The sequence below is a fragment of the Campylobacter insulaenigrae NCTC 12927 genome, assembly GCF_000816185.1.
Taxonomy (GTDB): domain Bacteria; phylum Campylobacterota; class Campylobacteria; order Campylobacterales; family Campylobacteraceae; genus Campylobacter_D; species Campylobacter_D insulaenigrae.
In genome coordinates this window covers 320795-337994 of the sequence record NZ_CP007770.1, presented here as the reverse complement: position 1 = coordinate 337994, position 17200 = coordinate 320795, and the positions used below count along the sequence as shown (strand labels likewise).

The 17200-nt window shown below is 29.6% G+C and carries 19 protein-coding genes and 1 tRNA gene; all 20 read right to left on the bottom strand.

Going from position 1 to position 17200, the window contains the following annotated elements; all coding sequences use genetic code 11:
* The 20 genes from CINS_RS01825 to fdh3B all read right to left on the bottom strand — a co-directional run bounded on the left by CINS_RS01825 (position 1) and on the right by fdh3B (position 17200).
* Positions 1-576, bottom strand: a complete 576-nt coding sequence (locus CINS_RS01825) for a hypothetical protein (protein WP_039649356.1) — start codon at positions 574-576, stop codon at positions 1-3.
* Positions 573-674 (bottom strand): hypothetical protein, encoded by a 102-nt coding sequence (locus CINS_RS07795; protein ID WP_126418705.1) that lies wholly within the window; start codon positions 672-674, stop codon positions 573-575. The genes CINS_RS01825 and CINS_RS07795 overlap by 4 nt, the downstream gene beginning before the upstream one ends.
* 2 nt (positions 675-676) lie before the next feature.
* Entirely contained in the window at positions 677-889 is a 213-nt protein-coding gene (locus tag CINS_RS01820; RefSeq protein WP_039649354.1) for a DUF4006 family protein, read from the bottom strand.
* Positions 889-1767 (bottom strand): cytochrome c oxidase, cbb3-type, subunit III, encoded by an 879-nt coding sequence (locus CINS_RS01815; RefSeq protein WP_039649353.1) that lies wholly within the window; start codon positions 1765-1767, stop codon positions 889-891. The genes CINS_RS01820 and CINS_RS01815 overlap by 1 nt, the downstream gene beginning before the upstream one ends.
* Entirely contained in the window at positions 1767-1970 is a 204-nt protein-coding gene (locus CINS_RS01810) for a cytochrome c oxidase, cbb3-type, CcoQ subunit (RefSeq protein WP_039649352.1), read from the bottom strand. Before CINS_RS01810 ends, CINS_RS01815 begins: the two co-directional genes overlap by 1 nt.
* An 8-nt stretch (positions 1971-1978) precedes the next feature.
* On the bottom strand, positions 1979-2644 hold the full coding sequence (gene ccoO / locus CINS_RS01805; protein ID WP_039649351.1) for a cytochrome-c oxidase, cbb3-type subunit II: 666 nt from the start codon (positions 2642-2644) through the stop codon (positions 1979-1981).
* An 11-nt stretch (positions 2645-2655) separates the two neighbouring features.
* Positions 2656-4122, bottom strand: coding sequence for a cytochrome-c oxidase, cbb3-type subunit I (gene ccoN, locus CINS_RS01800; protein WP_039649350.1), 1467 nt, complete (start codon positions 4120-4122; stop codon positions 2656-2658).
* A 121-nt stretch (positions 4123-4243) separates the two neighbouring features.
* Positions 4244-4906, bottom strand: coding sequence for a sulfite exporter TauE/SafE family protein (locus tag CINS_RS01795; RefSeq protein ID WP_039649348.1), 663 nt, complete (start codon positions 4904-4906; stop codon positions 4244-4246).
* Positions 4903-6021, bottom strand: a complete 1119-nt coding sequence (gene carA / locus CINS_RS01790; RefSeq protein WP_039649346.1) for a glutamine-hydrolyzing carbamoyl-phosphate synthase small subunit — start codon at positions 6019-6021, stop codon at positions 4903-4905. The genes CINS_RS01795 and carA overlap by 4 nt, the downstream gene beginning before the upstream one ends.
* A complete protein-coding gene (locus tag CINS_RS01785) occupies positions 6018-6569 on the bottom strand; it encodes a DUF507 family protein (RefSeq protein ID WP_039649344.1) in 552 nt (183 codons plus the stop codon). Before CINS_RS01785 ends, carA begins: the two co-directional genes overlap by 4 nt.
* 61 nt (positions 6570-6630) lie before the next feature.
* Positions 6631-7149 carry a MotE family protein gene (locus tag CINS_RS01780; RefSeq protein ID WP_039649342.1) on the bottom strand — a complete coding sequence of 173 codons (519 nt, stop codon included), beginning with the start codon at positions 7147-7149 and terminating at the stop codon, positions 6631-6633.
* Positions 7146-7568 (bottom strand): flagellar FliJ family protein, encoded by a 423-nt coding sequence (locus tag CINS_RS01775; RefSeq protein ID WP_039649340.1) that lies wholly within the window; start codon positions 7566-7568, stop codon positions 7146-7148. The genes CINS_RS01780 and CINS_RS01775 overlap by 4 nt, the downstream gene beginning before the upstream one ends.
* Entirely contained in the window at positions 7565-8815 is a 1251-nt protein-coding gene (locus tag CINS_RS01770; RefSeq protein WP_039649339.1) for an adenylosuccinate synthase, read from the bottom strand. Before CINS_RS01770 ends, CINS_RS01775 begins: the two co-directional genes overlap by 4 nt.
* A 24-nt stretch (positions 8816-8839) precedes the next feature.
* Positions 8840-8937, bottom strand: a tRNA-Sec gene (locus tag CINS_RS01765).
* A gap of 144 nt (positions 8938-9081) precedes the next feature.
* Positions 9082-10563 (bottom strand): sodium/proline symporter PutP, encoded by a 1482-nt coding sequence (gene putP / locus CINS_RS01760; protein WP_039649337.1) that lies wholly within the window; start codon positions 10561-10563, stop codon positions 9082-9084.
* A 15-nt stretch (positions 10564-10578) separates the two neighbouring features.
* Positions 10579-14076, bottom strand: coding sequence for a bifunctional proline dehydrogenase/L-glutamate gamma-semialdehyde dehydrogenase (locus CINS_RS01755; protein WP_039649335.1), 3498 nt, complete (start codon positions 14074-14076; stop codon positions 10579-10581).
* Positions 14077-14204: 128 nt separating this feature from the next.
* A complete protein-coding gene (selD, locus tag CINS_RS01750; protein ID WP_084593977.1) occupies positions 14205-15236 on the bottom strand; it encodes a selenide, water dikinase SelD in 1032 nt (343 codons plus the stop codon).
* Positions 15233-15805 (bottom strand): sulfurtransferase-like selenium metabolism protein YedF, encoded by a 573-nt coding sequence (gene yedF, locus CINS_RS01745; protein ID WP_039649333.1) that lies wholly within the window; start codon positions 15803-15805, stop codon positions 15233-15235. Before yedF ends, selD begins: the two co-directional genes overlap by 4 nt.
* Before the next feature lie 66 nt (positions 15806-15871).
* The gene (locus CINS_RS01740) at positions 15872-16579 is read right to left on the bottom strand and encodes a ModE repressor domain protein (protein ID WP_039649331.1); all 708 of its coding nucleotides are present in this window, start codon (positions 16577-16579) and stop codon (positions 15872-15874) included.
* Between the two features lie 51 nt (positions 16580-16630).
* On the bottom strand, positions 16631-17200 hold the full coding sequence (gene fdh3B, locus CINS_RS01735) for a formate dehydrogenase FDH3 subunit beta (protein ID WP_039649330.1): 570 nt from the start codon (positions 17198-17200) through the stop codon (positions 16631-16633).

Here is a 17200-nt window from a genome sequence, read left to right as displayed (position 1 = left end):
TCATCTTTTCCTTTTAAATCTTTTTTGAACTAACATCAAAGCAGCAACACAAATGAAACCATAAATTAAAATTCTCATAATATTCAAAGTATCTCGATTTGAATTTCCATAAAATGGCTTAATATTAAAATAATTTGCGACTTGATCAGCAATATCTGCATAGCCATTTAAAATCGCTGCATTATAAATATCTTTTTGTTTAGGATTTGCAAGTATAGGTAAAATAGTACCTTTTTCGGGATAGGGACTTAGAACTCTTTCTTTATCAAAAAAAGATTTAGCATCATCACTAGCAAAAATATCTACCCTGTGAGAAATCTTAGAAAATACTAGTAAAATATAAGGTTTTGTTAAATTTTGCTCATATTTTTGAAGGTATTCAAAACTTTTTGTATCACTTAAAGCTAAAGCTATATCAACACCGGTTATTTCTTTAATTTGTTTAGAAGTAGTGCTTATATTTTGCTCAATAGAAACATTTAAAATATTATCATTTAACAAAATTTCAGCATGTGACAAACTAACAAAGCATAAAAAAATGGCGGTTATAAAACCGCCTTTTAAAATATTTTTCATCCTATATGCAAGTGATTTACAGTCAAAACTGACCAAGCTGTAATACCAGCTGCTACAATTAATCCAATTACAATTAGATATTCTATAATTTTTGCCACAATCACTCCTTTACAATAATATGTTCTTCTTTTTTAGAATTAAACATTTTAATTTGCTCTGCATTTTCTAATTTGTAAGGTTTTTGCATTACTTCTTGTTGGGTTTTAAGACCCCAAAGCGTTAAACCTACTAAAATAGCTAATAACAAAATAGTCGCAACCAACATTCCACTAACCCCTGAAAGCGAAAACACACATCTATTTTGATTTTCCATTATTCACCCCTTGAAAGAGAAATTACGTATTCGCCTACTGCTTCTTTTTGAAGCTCATTTAATATACCATTATCAAAATGTGGCATTTCACCTATATGTCCTGACTTACCACGATTTAAAACATCTACAACAAAATTAGCACTACCGTAATTTGTAAGATTTGGTGCAACTGGTTGTCCATCAAGCATACCTGTACCATCTTCACCATGACATGCTGCACAAGTTGCAAAAAGCTCTTTGCCTTTTTCAACAAGTTGTGGATTATTTGTCTTTTTAATAGCCGAAATTTCAGAAGCAACATAAGCGGCAATAGCAGGAATATCAGCCTCATCTATACCATTATCATTTGCACCCAACATTTCACCCATAGGATAATTTAATCCTTTAGAACCTTTAGTAATAACCTCTATAAGACCTTCTTCTGAGCCCCAAATATTAAGATTTTGTGCCTTACCATTAATACCATCACCAGTAATACCATGACATGATGAACATTGAACTAAGAAAATATTTTTACCCATTTCTTTTTTATCTTCAACGCTTAAATTTGCAAATTTTTGTGCAAATTTTTCATTATGTGCTTGAACTTCTTTATTATATTCACCAATTTGAGAATAACTATTAAGTGGATATCCCCAGATAAAATACCATATACACCAAATGATTGCTAAGAAAAACACTACAGCCCAACCAAATGGAACAGGGTTTTTAAATTCTCCTATACCATCCCAATTGTGCTCGCTCAACTCACCTTCACTCTTATCGTTTTTCATGCTTTTAAATAATTTTCCAACCACAACAAATGTAATCAAAAGAATTAAAATAGCACCTATAAAAGATAATAAATTTACATTATCTTCCAAATTTAACCATTGCATTAAGCACTCCTTTTATTTTGCTCTAAAACACGATCACTGATTTCATCATATAAAGCTAAATCAGCATATTGTTCATAATTTCTTCTACCTATTTTTTCAGATCGATACAAATGAAACCAATAAGAATATAAAACTACTACCAAAAATACCACAAGAGCAAAAAAACCGTAACCTTGTAATTCTCTTATTAGTTCTAAATCCATAATCTACCCTACTTTAAACTATTAAGATATGCAATTAATGCAACAATTTCTTTGATTTCACCTTTTGCAAATGCATCTTTTACATCTTGATTTTTCATCTGATTAATTATTGCTTGTGCTTCATTCATTACCTCAGCTTGTGCTTCATCCCAAGTACCAAGCTTTGTTCCATTGTCCATATCATATGGCACATTAAAAACTTTTTTAACTGTCAATGCTTCTGCATAAGCTGTTTCAATATCAGCATTTTTGTTAAACATATGTTTATATGCTGGCATAATTGAACCTGGAACAACTGAAATAGGATCCCACATATGATTTTCATGCCAATCAGTTGTTCTAAAATTACCTACACGTAACAAATCAGGTCCTGTTCTTTTTGATCCCCATAAAAATGGTCTATCATAAGCATATTCTCCACCAACAGAGTACATACCATAACGATCTGTTTCAGATTTAAACGGACGAATTAATTGTGAATGACAAGCATTACAGCTTTCTTTAATATAAATATGACGTCCCGCTAATTGCAACACTGTGTAAGGTTTTTTACCTTCAATAGGTCTTGCATTTTGAGCAAAATCAGGTAAAACTTCTACAACACCCGCATAAGCAATAACCACAAATACCGCTACAGCAAAAAAGAATGGATTTTTTTCTAACCAACTAAACATAATTTTCCTCCTTATGCTGCCATAGGGGAAGCACTTTTTGGCTCTTTATCAAGCACTCTACCCACTGCGATTGATTTATAAATATTATAAACAAACATAAAAAATCCTGTCAAATATAATAATCCACCTATTGCTCTAATCCAATAGTAAGGGACAATAGCTTCTACTGTATCAATAAAGGTATATAGTAAATTTCCATATTCATCAGTAGCTCTCCACATCATTCCTTGAGTAATACCTGCTATCCACATTGAACTAAAATACAAGACTATACCTGTAGTTTGTATCCAAAATTGAGATTCCATTAATGATTTGCTATAAAGCTCCCTTTTAAACATTCTTGGAACCATATGATATAGTGCTGCCATAGTCATAAAACCAACCCAACCAAGTGTTCCATCATGCACGTGTCCTGGAATCCAATCTGTAAAATGAGCTAACGCATTTACTGATTTGATAGAGAGAATTGGGCCTTCTAAAGTCGAAAACATATAAAAAGTTGAAGCTAAAATCATAAACTTAATCAATGGGCTTTCTCTTAATTGACTCCACTCACCTTTCATTGTAAGCAAGATATTAATTGCTGAACCCCAAGAAGGCAAAATAAGTACAATAGAAAAGACAGAACCCATAGTTTGCATCCAATCAGGAACAGTAGAATAAATCAAATGATGTCCACCTGCCCATAAATAAACAAACATTAATCCCCAAAATGCAAATAATGACAATTTATAAGAAAAAATTGGCTGACCACTTTCTTTCGGTAAGAAATAATAAATTTGAGCAATAATTCCAACAGTAAATACAAAAGCAACAGCATTATGCCCATACCACCATTGAACTAATGCATCATTTGTACCTGCATACATTGATACACTGTGCCACCAATCACCCATTCCACTTACAAAATAAGTAGGTATTTCCATATTATTAAATAAATAAAGCATAGCAATACCTAAAAATGTAGCAATATAATACCACAATGAAACATATAAAGTCTTCTCACGACGAATACCAATAAGTCCAAAAATACTCACACCCCATAAAACCCAAACTAAAACCACTAATATATCCAATGGCCATTCAAGTTCAGCATATTCTTTTGAAGTACTCATACCAGCAAATAAGCTTATAACAGCAAAAATCATAGTAAACAAATAAAGCCAAAAATGTAATTTACCGATAAACATTAAAAAATTTGACTCTGCCATACTGACTTTTAATACACGCTGACCAATATAATACCAAGTTGCCCAAATTCCTGATAGCATAAAACCAAAAATTACACCTGAAGTATGTAATGGTCTAAGTCTTGAAAAAGTGCCATACTCGCCAGCTAAATAGTTCAAATCCGGATATGCCATTTGAAAAGCTATAAGCGTCCCAATTGCCATACCAATAATACCAAACAATAAGGTAGCAAACATAAAATATTTAGCAACCGTATAGTCATAGTTTAATGCATTTCCTGGGTGCATTTCCTCTCCTTAATTTTTTTATGCAATAAAGCAATTGTCCTAATTATATGATAGAAAATATCTTTTTTAGCTTAAAAAATTAATCTTATTAATGGTTGGTTAATATTATAAATTTTTAAAATTATGCCGTAAGCATAAAACCTGTGTAAGTAAAATATATTCCATAAAGCAATATAAGCATATAAGAAATTAAAGTACTAATTTTTTGAAATTTTTCACTCAATATTTTACTAAAATATGCTAAAAAAATCATGCTAGGCAAAGTAGACAATCCAAAAAGTAACATAATAAAAGTGGCATCTAGCATATTTTGTGAGGTAATACCAAAAGCTATATAAAAATAAACCAAACCACAAGGCACAAAACCATTTAAAAAGCCTAGTAATATAGTTCCTTTAAGTGATTTATAATGAAGAATTTTTTTAATACTTTTTTTTATAAAATAATCAAAAATAAAAGAATGCTCCAAAAAAGATAAAAGTTTTCCTCTAAAAATCAATGCGAAAGCTAAAAATATTGTAAAAATTCCTATGCAAAAAAACATTATCCCTTTTGCAAATTCACTAAAAGAGAATAAACTACCAAAATATCCAAAAAACATTCCTAAAAACATATAAGCAGTTATTCTTGAAATATGATATGAAAAAATTAATACAAAATATGGAAGTTTTATTTGATTTGTAAGTTGATTATAAGCTAGAATAAATCCTCCGCACATTCCATAACAATGCCCAAAACTTGAAAGAAAAGCTATGCTAATCAATCCTACAAAATCTAAACTCACAAAAGCTCTAAAAATTCTTTAAAAATATACTTACTTTCATGTGGTCCTGACGAGCTTTCAGGATGATGCTGTACAGAAATAATAGGGTAATCTTTGTATTTTACCCCTTCAACATTATCTCCAAATAAATTCCTATGCGTTATAGTAGCTACTTCTGAAATTTCCTCAGGAACATTATAATTATGATTTTGCGCTGTTATTTCAACAAAATTATTTACAAGATTAATAACAGGATGATTGGCTCCATGCTGTCCAAATTTCATTTTATAAGTTTCATAACCAAAAGCATTGCTTAATAATTGATGACCCAAACAAATTCCCAACATCGGAATTTTTGCTTGAATTAAATATTTAATTTGAGATATTTCTTCCTTTAATATCTTTGGTTCTCCTGGTCCATTAGACAAAAAAACCCCATGAATTAAGCCTTTATTAAAAAGCTTAATAAGTTCTTTTGCTTTAACATTATGCGGAAATACTTCTACTTCTAAACCAACACTTACAAGCTCATTTAATATATTTTCCTTTACACCATAATCAATCACAGCAACTTTTTTATTACTCTTTTTAATACTTTGATATGATTTAATCTCATGATTCCAAACGCCTTTTTGATGGAGATATGAATTTTTAGTACTTACCTGAGCAACATAATTTATTTCATCAATCTTTGCGCTATTAACAAGCATTTGTTTTAATTCTTCTTTATCTTTAATTTCTGTTGAAATCACGGCTCTTAAATTTCCACAATCTCTTATCATTTTTACCAAAAACCTAGTATCAACTTCATAAAGTCCTATTTTTTGATGCTTCTTTAAGTAAGAACTCAAATTTTCTTTAGCTCTAAAATTAGAGAAACATTCACTTAATTCTCTAATAATTATTCCACTAGCATGCATTTGCTGGCATTCATTATCATCATCATTGACCCCAACAACACCTATCTCTGGCATAGAAAACACTATAAATTGTCCAGCATAGGAAGGATCTGAAATAATTTCTTGATATCCGGTTAAGGAAGTGTTAAAAACTAATTCTCCAAAAAAGGTGCCATTTGCACCACAAGCTCTAGCACTCAAAAAAATATCATTTTCTATGTAAATATAAGCCTTCATAAAAGCCCTTTTTTGCGTAACTCTTCTTGATATAATTTTTCAAACACCAATTCGTATTCTTCTGAACCAGGAATCAATTTTCTTTTATAGTTTGAAATTTTTTCATAAACTAAATCTTCTAAATTTTCATATTCTCTTAAATAAGTCATAATACTCGAAAAAATCAAATTTTTGACACGATTTTCAGATACATTATAATTAATCAAATCTTCATTCACTAAATTTTCTAAAATTTTATGTGCTAAATTATTATATCTGTCTTCTTTATCTAATATAAATTTAAACTCATCTGCAAGCTTTTTTTTAATCATCCAAAACATATTTTTTCTATCAATTTGCATAAATTCAATTTCATCTTCTTGACTTTCCAAAAGCTCCTTTGCTTTTTCATCGAGTTTACGCTCATTTAATACATCTATTTCTAAGATTTCCTTAGCAGTTTTAATCAATTTTTGACTATCATCTTTTATTTTTACAAAAGAAGAATTTACTAAATCTAATATTATTTTATTTGCAATATAAGGTATGTGAGCTGGCTTAATACGCATTTATTCACCTTTTTATTTTTAAATGAAATAATACTAAAAAAAGATAAAAACTGCTTAAAAATTACTTTAAAGTTATATTTTGATCTAAATTTTTTAGTAATAATGTTAAATCTGATGCTTTTTTGGGTTGCATTTTTGCCATAATTGAAGAAATTTTTCTTGGTTCTAATGAAAGCAAGATTTTAGACGCTTCATCATCATCCATTTCACTAAGTATTCCAGCTACGGCAGCATCTTTCATTTTTGCATAAATTTCAGCAATTCGCCCCATAGTTTTATCATTAATTGTTTGAATATTTTGTTTTGTGGCTTCTAAAATTCGCTCATTTTGTTCTTTAGTTATTTTAATTTCTTGCAAACTTGCATTAATATCCATTTCTTTTTGAATCAAAGCTTGCATTTTTTCTTTTTGTAAAGCTTCAAAAGAAGCTTTAAATGCTTCTAAGCTTTGTCTAGCCTCATCATATTCTCTGATTTGATCTTGCATTTGCGATTTTATTGCTTCAAAATATTGTTCACAGTTTTCTTCAGCATAAATATAAAACACACACAAGCTTAATATTGAAATAATTTTTTTCACTGATTATCCTTATTAAAATGTCTTGTTATAGCAAGTTCATCTATAAATTTTTCTTCTTCTTTTTGTAATATTTTTTTTATTTTTTTTAATTCTTCATTTTCTAAAGCTTTCATTTTTTCAAATTCTAAATATGCTCTTTTATAAAGATGATGGTTATGTGCTAATTCTTTTTTAAATAAATCTAATTTTTGTTTGATAGATTTTTTTACATCTCTTGCAATTTCTTGCATTTTCAATGAAGATCTCAAAAGTATTATAGAACCTTTATCCACCAAATTCAAACTCTCACAAGTTTTTATAGCTTCTTTTAATTCTTCTTCACACTGAGAAATCTTTTGTCTTGTTTTTGTTAAATTTGCCTCTGCTTTATCAAGCTCTTGTTTTCTAAGCTTTATAACTGAAGAATATTTGCTTTTCATAAAATAATAGTATCATCTCTTTCAGGACTTGTTGAAATATATCCAACTTTAACTCCACTAAGTTCTTCTAAGCGTTTAATATACTTTTTAGCATTTTCTGGTAATAAATCATAATCTCTAATACCAGCAACTTTATCCCAACCTTCCATCGTTTCATAAATTGGCTTTACATTTTCTAAATCACAAGGGACATAATCAATTTCTTTACCTTTATATTCATAAGCTCTACAAATCTTAACATCTTTAAAACCATCTAAAACATCTAATTTCATTAAAGATAGAGAATCAAGGCCATTTAATCTTGCAGTATATCTAACAGCTACAGCATCAAACCAACCACATCTTCTTTTCCTACCAGTACTTACACCAATCTCTTTCCCTATTAGTCCTATTTTTTCACCATTTTCACCTAGATCCTCACTAGGAAAAGCACCATTTCCAACTCTAGTAGTATAAGCTTTAACTATACCAATAATTTTTCCTATTTCTTTTGGGTTTAATCCTAATCCACTCAATGCTCCAGCTGAGATAGTGGTAGAACTAGTCACATAAGGATAAGTTCCATGGTCAATATCAAGCATCGATCCTTGTGCACCTTCTAAAAGTACTTTTTTATCTTCATCTAATGCTTTCCAGAGCATTCTTGTTGTATCTGTAATAAATGGTGATAAAATATCTTTAAAACGTTTTAAATCTTGAAAAATTTCATCATAACTAGGCATTGTGATATTTAACATATCAAAATAAGTTTTTTTTAATTCAAAATCTTTCATTAAATTCTCACAAAGTTTTTCAGGCTCCAAAAGTTCTCCCACTCTATGACCATTACGACTTATTTTATCTTCATAACTTGGTCCTATGCCCTTACCTGTTGTTCCTATAGCTTTATCGCCCTTAAGTCTTTCTCTGGCTTGATCAATCAAAGCATGATGATTTAAATTTAAATGAGCTCTATCACTTATAAATAATCTTCCCTCTAAATTTTCAAATTGAGCCATTTCAGTAATCAATACATCAGGATTTACAACAACTCCATTTCCAATAACATTAATACATTGTTTATTTAAAACACCAGAAGGCATTAAATGTAAAGCATATCTTATGCCATCAACCCATATAGTGTGACCTGCATTATGACCTCCTGCACTTCTGCAAACATAGTCATAATTTTCACATAGTTTATCAACTATTTTTCCCTTACCTTCATCACCCCATTGAATTCCAACGACAATATCTGCTTTGCTCATAAAAAACTCCATTTTGACTTATTTTGGCGAGAAGGTGAGAGAATCGAACTCCCCAAAAAGTAGTCAACTACCCTTTCATCTGATTTGAAGTCAGTGGCCATCACCAGATAAGCTAACCTTCCAACAAATATTATATCTTATATTTTTTAATTAAAACAAAAATTAAATAAACAAGGGATTTAATAAAATATTATAGTTAAATTTTTAAGTTACAATTTAGCTATAGATAACAAACTAATCTTTTTAGATTAGTTTGTTTTATTGAATTAAAGATGTTTTAACATAGTTTCGTAAGCTGCTTTAGTTCCTTGGCGTACTTTTGTAACTAAACTAACTAAGATAATTACAATAGAAGCTGCTAGAAATCCTGGGATAATCTCATAAATTGGGAAATTAAACCATTCAGCCAAGAAATTTTTATAAGCTACAACAACTACTGCACCTGTAATCATACCAGCAATTGCTGCATATCTTGTCATTTTAGACCAAAATAACGAAAAAAGCATTACAGAACCAAAACTTGCACCAAATCCAGCCCAAGCATAAGCAACTATGCTCAATACACTCGAATTTTTATCTGTAGAAATTACAAAAGCTATTACCGCAACAGCCAAAACTCCAAATCTTCCTAAAGTCATTACAGTTTTATTTGATGCTTCTTTATTAAAAATTCTTTTATAAAAATCTTCTGCTATAGTTGAACTTGAAACAAGTAATTGTGAGCTCGCTGTACTCATAATTGCAGCCAAAATAGCACTCAATAAAATTCCTGCTATCCATGGATTAAAAAGTAATTGTGACATTACTATAAAAATTTTCTCAGGATCTTGCAAACTTAATTCAAATTTACTCACATAAGCTATACCTAAAATACCTATCAAACAAGCACCTATTAAAGAAATAACCATCCATGAAATTCCAACAAAAGTTGCAGTTGGTATATCTTTAGTTGAACGTATAGACATAAAACGAACCAAAATATGAGGTTGACCAAAATATCCAAGTCCCCAAGATAATGCTGAAACTATACCAACAAAGCTTAAACCTTCTCCCATAGATAAAGTACTTGGCTTAATATCTTCAATTATTCTCATAGCCTCATCAAAACCACCCAAATGATAAATCATAACGATAGGAACAATAATCAAAGCACTCATCATTAAAAGTCCTTGAATTAAATCTGTCCAGCAAACTGCTTTATATCCACCTAAAAATGTGTATGCAACTATAATTATAGTTCCAGTGGTCAAAGCATAATCATATTGAATTCCAAAAGTAGCTTCAAAAAGTTTTGCTCCACCTACTAAACCTGAAGAAACATAAAAAGTAAAGAATATCAAAATAACAAAAGCACAAACCACTCTTAATATATGTTTATCATCATCAAATCTTGTTTCAAAATAATCAGGAATAGTAATAGAATTTGCAATCACACTAGTATAAATTCTAAGTCTTTTCGCAACAAAAGCCCAATTTAAAAATGCTCCAACACTAAGACCAATTGCTATATAACTCTCAGCTAAACCACTAACATATAAAGCACCAGGCAATCCCATCAAAAGCCAACCACTCATATCAGAAGCCCCGGCACTAAGTGCTGAGACAACCGGTCCCATAGAACGACCGCCTAAAAAGTAATCTTCTGAATTTTTATTTTGTTTAAAAAAATAAAATCCTATAAAAAGCATTAATGCTGAATATGCAATAAACATTATTGCAATTTGCGTATTGATTTGAACTACTTCCATTTTTACCCCTTTTTTTTATTTTAATGCACGAATACCTAAATTTCCATAACGATGGAATGATATACTTAATGCTTTTTCATTATGATAGAAAAGCAACTCGAAACGACCATTTATTAGTGGTTTAGAATTAGCAATAATTTTTGCACAAGATGCAGCTTTTTTGAAAATTTCATCATTTACATCTAAAGGTGCAAAATAACGAATTCTATCAAAGTCGGCAATTTTCTTTATGAAATTTTCTTTACTCTCTTTAAGAAATAAAGTTTTGGTACTGATATTTTTATTAATTTCCCTCACTAAATCCATCTTTTCATGTTCATCATAACTTAAAGTAAGATCAATATTTAAAATACTTGCTGCCAAAATAACACCTAAAATATCCCTTAAGCTATCTTTTGCATATACTCTATAAGCAATATTTTTTACCTTAGTATAAGAAAAGAGATTATCCTCGCCTCTAATATTTACATAATCTTTTGCGCTAGAAAATTCATTTTTTGCATGATAAGCATAACTTCTAGCCATATTTTTAACAACTTCAAGCTCAAGTTTGTCTTCATCAGTTAAATTTAGATTTAAATTTTCAAGTTTTTTTACCAAATCACTTTCTAAAAGATTATTATCTACTTCTACTTGTTCTAAGTCCATAAATTGCGTAATATAATTATAAATTCCAACTTTTCTACCAAAGCCAATAGCAGACTTTTTAACTCCACCAAATGGTTGACGAAGAACTATAGCTCCAGTTGTAGGCTTGTTAATGTAAATATTTCCAGCCTCTATATTTGTATGAAAATATTCCCATTCTCTTTCATCTAAACTCTCAAATCCAGCTGTAAGCCCATAACCTGTAGAATTAACAATATCAATAGCATCTTTTAAACTATTTGCTTTCATTACAGTTAAAATAGGTGCAAAAAGCTCATTCATATGAGTAAAATCTCCCTTTTTGGTCCCGTATTTAATACCAGGTGTTAAAAGGTGAGGATTGCCATCAATAAATTCTGGTTTTAAAGCCCAACTCTCGTAAGATTTTAGTTCTTCTATTGCTTTTTTAAGTTTTTCATCTGGTTTATCAGCCAAACATCCTAATTTATTTTTAAATACAAAAGGATTACCTACTGCCATAGAACTTGCAGCATCAACTAAAGTCTTTTTAAATTCTTCATCTTCATAAATTTCTTCTTCAAGCACCAGCAATGAAGTAGCTGAGCATTTTTGACCCGAATTAGAAAAAGCTGAATGAATAATATTTTTAATTGCACTATCACGATCTGCAAATTTAGACACTATTGTTGCATTTTTTCCACCTGTTTCAGCACTTAAAAGCAAAGTTGGATTTGCTTTTAACATAGCATAAGCAGTATCCTCTCCTCCAGTTAACACTGAAAATTTAACACTCTCATCCACCAAAAGATATTTTGAAATATCACTCCCCTTAGCCGGTAAAAATATCAACGCATCTTTTGGAATTCCTGCATCCCAAAAACATTTACATAACATATAGCCTGTCAACATTGAAAGAGAAGATGGTTTATAAATCACTCTATTGCCTGCAGCAAGTGGAGCTGCTATAGTCCCCACTGAAATACCTACTGGAAAATTCCAAGGTGCTATAACAACACCTACACCTTTTGCTTTAAAAGTAGTGTTTGGGTTTTGTATTTTTAATTTTTCCAATGAATGAGGATAAAATTCTAAAAAGTCTATAGCTTCGCTAACTTCTGGATCTATTTCTAAAAATGTTTTTCCTACTTCTAAAGCTGCAATACCTATTAAATCACCTCTTCGTTCTCTTGTTAATTGAGCAGTTTTTTCTAAAATTTTGTAAATTTCATCATGACTCAACTCGCTAAAATTTGATTTTTTAGCAGCATCTAGAGCATATTTTATCTCTTCTTCTCCTGCTAAATGTGCTTTTCCTATCACACGATTATGAATCTTATCTTTTACTTCAATAACAGCTAATCCATCTTTTTTTAATTCTTCTTTTACTACAGGATAAACATCATAATTTTCTAAATTCTCATATTTAGATCTAATTTGTTTAGCCCATTCTCTATTTGCTTTTAAGATAAAATCAGTATCTGGTTCGTTTTTAAATTCTTTGCTTTCATAAGAACTAATAGCTTTTGTCTCATTATTTCTATCTTGAGTCCTATGAGTAGAATTATCAAGTGTTTTAATGCCTTCTAAAGATTTAATAAATAGTTCTTTTTGAGCTTGCCAATTTGCATCATTAACTTTAAGATTGAAAAAATACCTCATAAAATTATCTTCACTGGTATTTTCATCAAGTCTTCTAACCAAATATGCAATTGCATTATTAAAATGTGCCTCATCGCAAACTGGAGCATAAAGTATAAGATCGTGCATTTTAGATAATTCATAAGAGCATTGCAAACTCATACCTTCTAACATTTCAAAAGTAAAAGAAGATAAGGCATTAGCTTGGCTAATCTTTGTATAAGCATAAGCTATTTCAAATATATTATGGCTTGCTATTCCCACATTAATATATTTATAATTATCCCCTTCTAAAACAAAATCTAGCATTTTATTATAATTACTATCTGTATCTATTTTTTTATAAAAAGTTGGTAAAGTCCATCCTCTTTGAGAAGCTATAGTCTCTTCACTTTCCATATTCGCTCCTTTTACAAAGCGAATTTTAATTGGCTTCATACCTTTTAAAACTCTCTCTTTTGAAAAAGCAAAAAGCTTTTTAAGGTATTCGTATGAGTCTGGAAGATAAGCCTGTAAAACAATGCCTGCCTTAATATCAAATTTAGCAACACTTTCCATAAAAGCTTCTACTGTTAGTTCTAAATCTCTAAATTCTTCCATATCAAGATTGATAAATTTAGAAACCCCTTGTTTCTTTTCTTCTTCTAAAGCAAGTGCATATAATTTATCTAATCTTTTTACAACCTCATCTTTTGAGTATTCAAAATCGATAATATTAATTTGAGAAAAAATAGTTGTAATTTTTATAGAAATATAAGTAATATAGCTAGTTTTCAAAGCTTCTTCATATTTTTTCATCCTATATGAACTTTCAGCTTCTCCTAAAACCTCTTCTCCAATTAAATTTACATTTAGAGTGATTTTATCTTCATTTTTTCTTTTTCTCATATGAGGCTCTAAGACACTAGGATTTGCATCTAATACCATAGATTTTGTATCTTCTCTTAAATGTTTAACAAAAAATGGAACACTTAATTTTGGTGCAAATTTACCAAAATTTAAAAATGAAAAAAGTAAAAATTTTTCAAAAGCACTAAAAAAATCAGCTATACCATACTTGTTTAGAGTATGCTCTATAAGTTCAAAACTTGCACTTTTGTCCTTACATCTAAAAGAACGATCTAAAAGTTCAATTAACATTACTTTATTTTTTGGATTATTGAGAAGCTTTTGCATCTTTGCGTGAAATTCTCTTTCATTTTGAGAAATATTACTTTCGATTTTTTTTTGCAGTTCTTCTGCTAAAAGCAAAGCTTTTTGTATCATTGTTTCCTCCAACTAATTTATAATATGTGTTTATGATACAAAAAAAGGGGATAAAATCAACAAGTATTTATTTAAAATTTAATTAAATGTATAAAAAAGTAACAAATAGCAAACAACATTGATATTAATCATTTTAATAATAAACAACTATGTGCATTTTTGATACATTTTGCAATAATTTTCGCATGAATATTATGATCTCTTAAGATATTTAATGCTTCCTTAGCTTCCTTTTCTTCCATAGCGGCTAAAAGTCCTCCAGAAGTTTGTGGATCAAAAAATACAATATCGCTATCATCTTCTTTATCCATTACTATATAATTTTGTAATGCATGTTTATTTTTATAAGCTCCTTCGGGAATTAATCCCATATTTGTCATTTCTAAAACTCCACACATTAAAGGAATTTCATTTTTATAAATTTCAATACTAATATTTTGATTTAACATTTCTTTTAAATGTCCTAAAAGACCAAACCCAGTAACATCACTTAATGCGCTTAAACTTTTAAATTTTTTTAAGATCCTTAAAGCATAAATATTCAAAAAACTCATCTGCTCACACATTGAAGCAATCTTGTCTTTTTCTAACAAATTTGCTTTTAAAGCTGTACTTAAAATTCCACTACCTATAGGTTTAGTAAGCAAAATAACATCATTATTTCTAGCTGTATTATTTGAAAAAAAATTTTTAGGATGAATTTTTCCAGTAACACTTAATCCAAAGATAAATTCGCTAGTTTCTATAGTATGACCGCCAACTATAACCCCACCAGCTTCCTCAACTTTAATCCTGGCACCTTCTAACACTTCATATAAAACATCATTACTAAAATGACATTTGTCAAATCCTACAATATTAAGTGCATTGATAACTTCTGCTCCCATAGCGAAAATATCACTTAAAGCATTAGCAGCAGAAATCATACCAAAGTGATACGCACTATCAACTATAGGGGTAATAAAATCTAAAGTTTGCACTAAAGCTAATTCTTCATTTAGTTTATAAACACTTGCGTCTTCATTATTAGATATACCCGTAAGAATATTTGCATGAGGTTTTAATATGCTAATTACTTTGTCAAGACCCAACTGGTCCAATTTAGCAGCTCAACCTGCAGCTTTTACATACTGAGTAAGTTTTTGATTTTTATAGATCATAAAGAAATAATCTTTGCCTTTCCAAAAAGTTCATTTAAAATTTCATATGCATTACCTATTTTACCTATTTTTAATTCTGAACTTTTTCCAAAATATTCTAAACATGCTCCACAACTATAAATTTCAATTTCCATTTGCTCAAGTTCTTTCATAACACTAAAAGCAATATGCGAAGAATCTGTATTCATTAACACGCTATCATTAACACATAAAATTTTTTGAGGAGGATTTTGTAAATCTTTTAAAGTTTGTAAAAATCCCACCATAAGCTTTTCGCCAAGTTCCCCATCACCTACTTTATTACTTTTAAGAAATAAAATCGTCATTTCATCAGTATAACAATTTTCTGTCAAAACCACATTATTTTTAATAGTTATGATACTTTCATCTTCTATATCTTCGACATTAAATTCTATATTGGAAGATTTTAAAAAGCGTATAATATTTTCTCTAGATGCCACTGAATTTAAAAGAATTTGTAAATTTTCATTTTCTTTAAGTTCTTCTAAAGCCTTCTTAGTTTCTATTACAGGACGAGGACAAGCTAAGTCCCTACAATCAATCTTCATATATTTTCCTTTATTTAAACTAAGAGTAATGATATAGTCTTATAACTTGCAATGAAATTAATTTTTTTATTTTTTGAAAAATAATTCTTTAAAACGCTTATTCGTAAATTCTTCTACTTCTTGTTGTAAAATTTTATAATTTTTTATAAGTTCATGAGCTCTAGGAGTTAATTTACTGCCTGATTCACTGCCTCTTCCTTTTTTAGCAATAATTAATTCTTCTTTCATATTTGTTTCTAAATCTTGTATATAAAACCAAGCTTTTTTATAATTAATATTTAAAATTTTAGCAGCCTTAGCTATACTTCCATATTCGCCAATCAATTCTAAAATATCTGTTTTTCCTTTTCCAAAAAGTAATTTTCCCTCTGGATTTTCAATCCAAATTTTACTTTTAATATTAAATTTTTTTCCTTTTTTTTCTTTAAAACATCCAAGTTCACAATGCTTTATGTTAATTTGATAGTCTTTTAAAGTCGATCTTACTTCACTCATGTCAAAATCTTGAGTACTTTCCAAAGCTTGCTTGCATTCTAGACAATTTTTGTGATCTAAAAATGGTTCTAAAACTTCAAAAATTTCATGTTTTGAGAAACCTTTTCTAAGTGTTCCAAATTGACCTAATTCACAATCTGAAATTTTTATACCAAGTTTTAAAATAGCTTGTTGAAAATCTTCTTTTGTATACTCTTTAATAATTTGCAATGCTTCTTTGCAAGGAAGTTTCTGATCTTTGTCAAGCTTTTTTTTGATTTTTTCTATTAATTTTTCCATAAAATTAAACCCTAAAAATTAAAGAGTATCTTAAATGATACTCTTTAAAAATTATTTTGCGTCAATACCTAAATTTTGCCCTCTAAGCATGACTCTTTTTCTATACATTGCACTAACTTCAGCTGCATCACCTACTAAAAGTGCATTCGTAGAACAAACTGCAGCACACATTGGAACCTTACCTTCAGCTATACGATTTTGACCATAAAGTTCTCTTTCTTCGTGAGAATTTGTAAGTTCTGGACCACCTGCACACATAGTACATTTATCCATTTCACCTTTTATACCAAAGGCACCATCTCTTGGAAATTGAGGTGCTCCAAATGGACATGCATAAAGACAATATCCACAACCTATACAGGTTTTTTTATCGTGTAAAACAATACCATCTGCTCTTATATAAAAACATTTTACTGGACACACTTGCTCACATGGTGCATCAGTACAATGTTGACAAGCAAGAGTTGTTGAAAATTCTTTACCTTCTATGCCTTCATTTAAAGTAATTACTTTTCGTCTATTAATTCCTACTGGTACCTCATGCGCACTTGAACAAGCCACTTGACAAGCAAAGCAAGAAATACAACGATTATTATCTACATAAAATTTCATTCTAGCCAT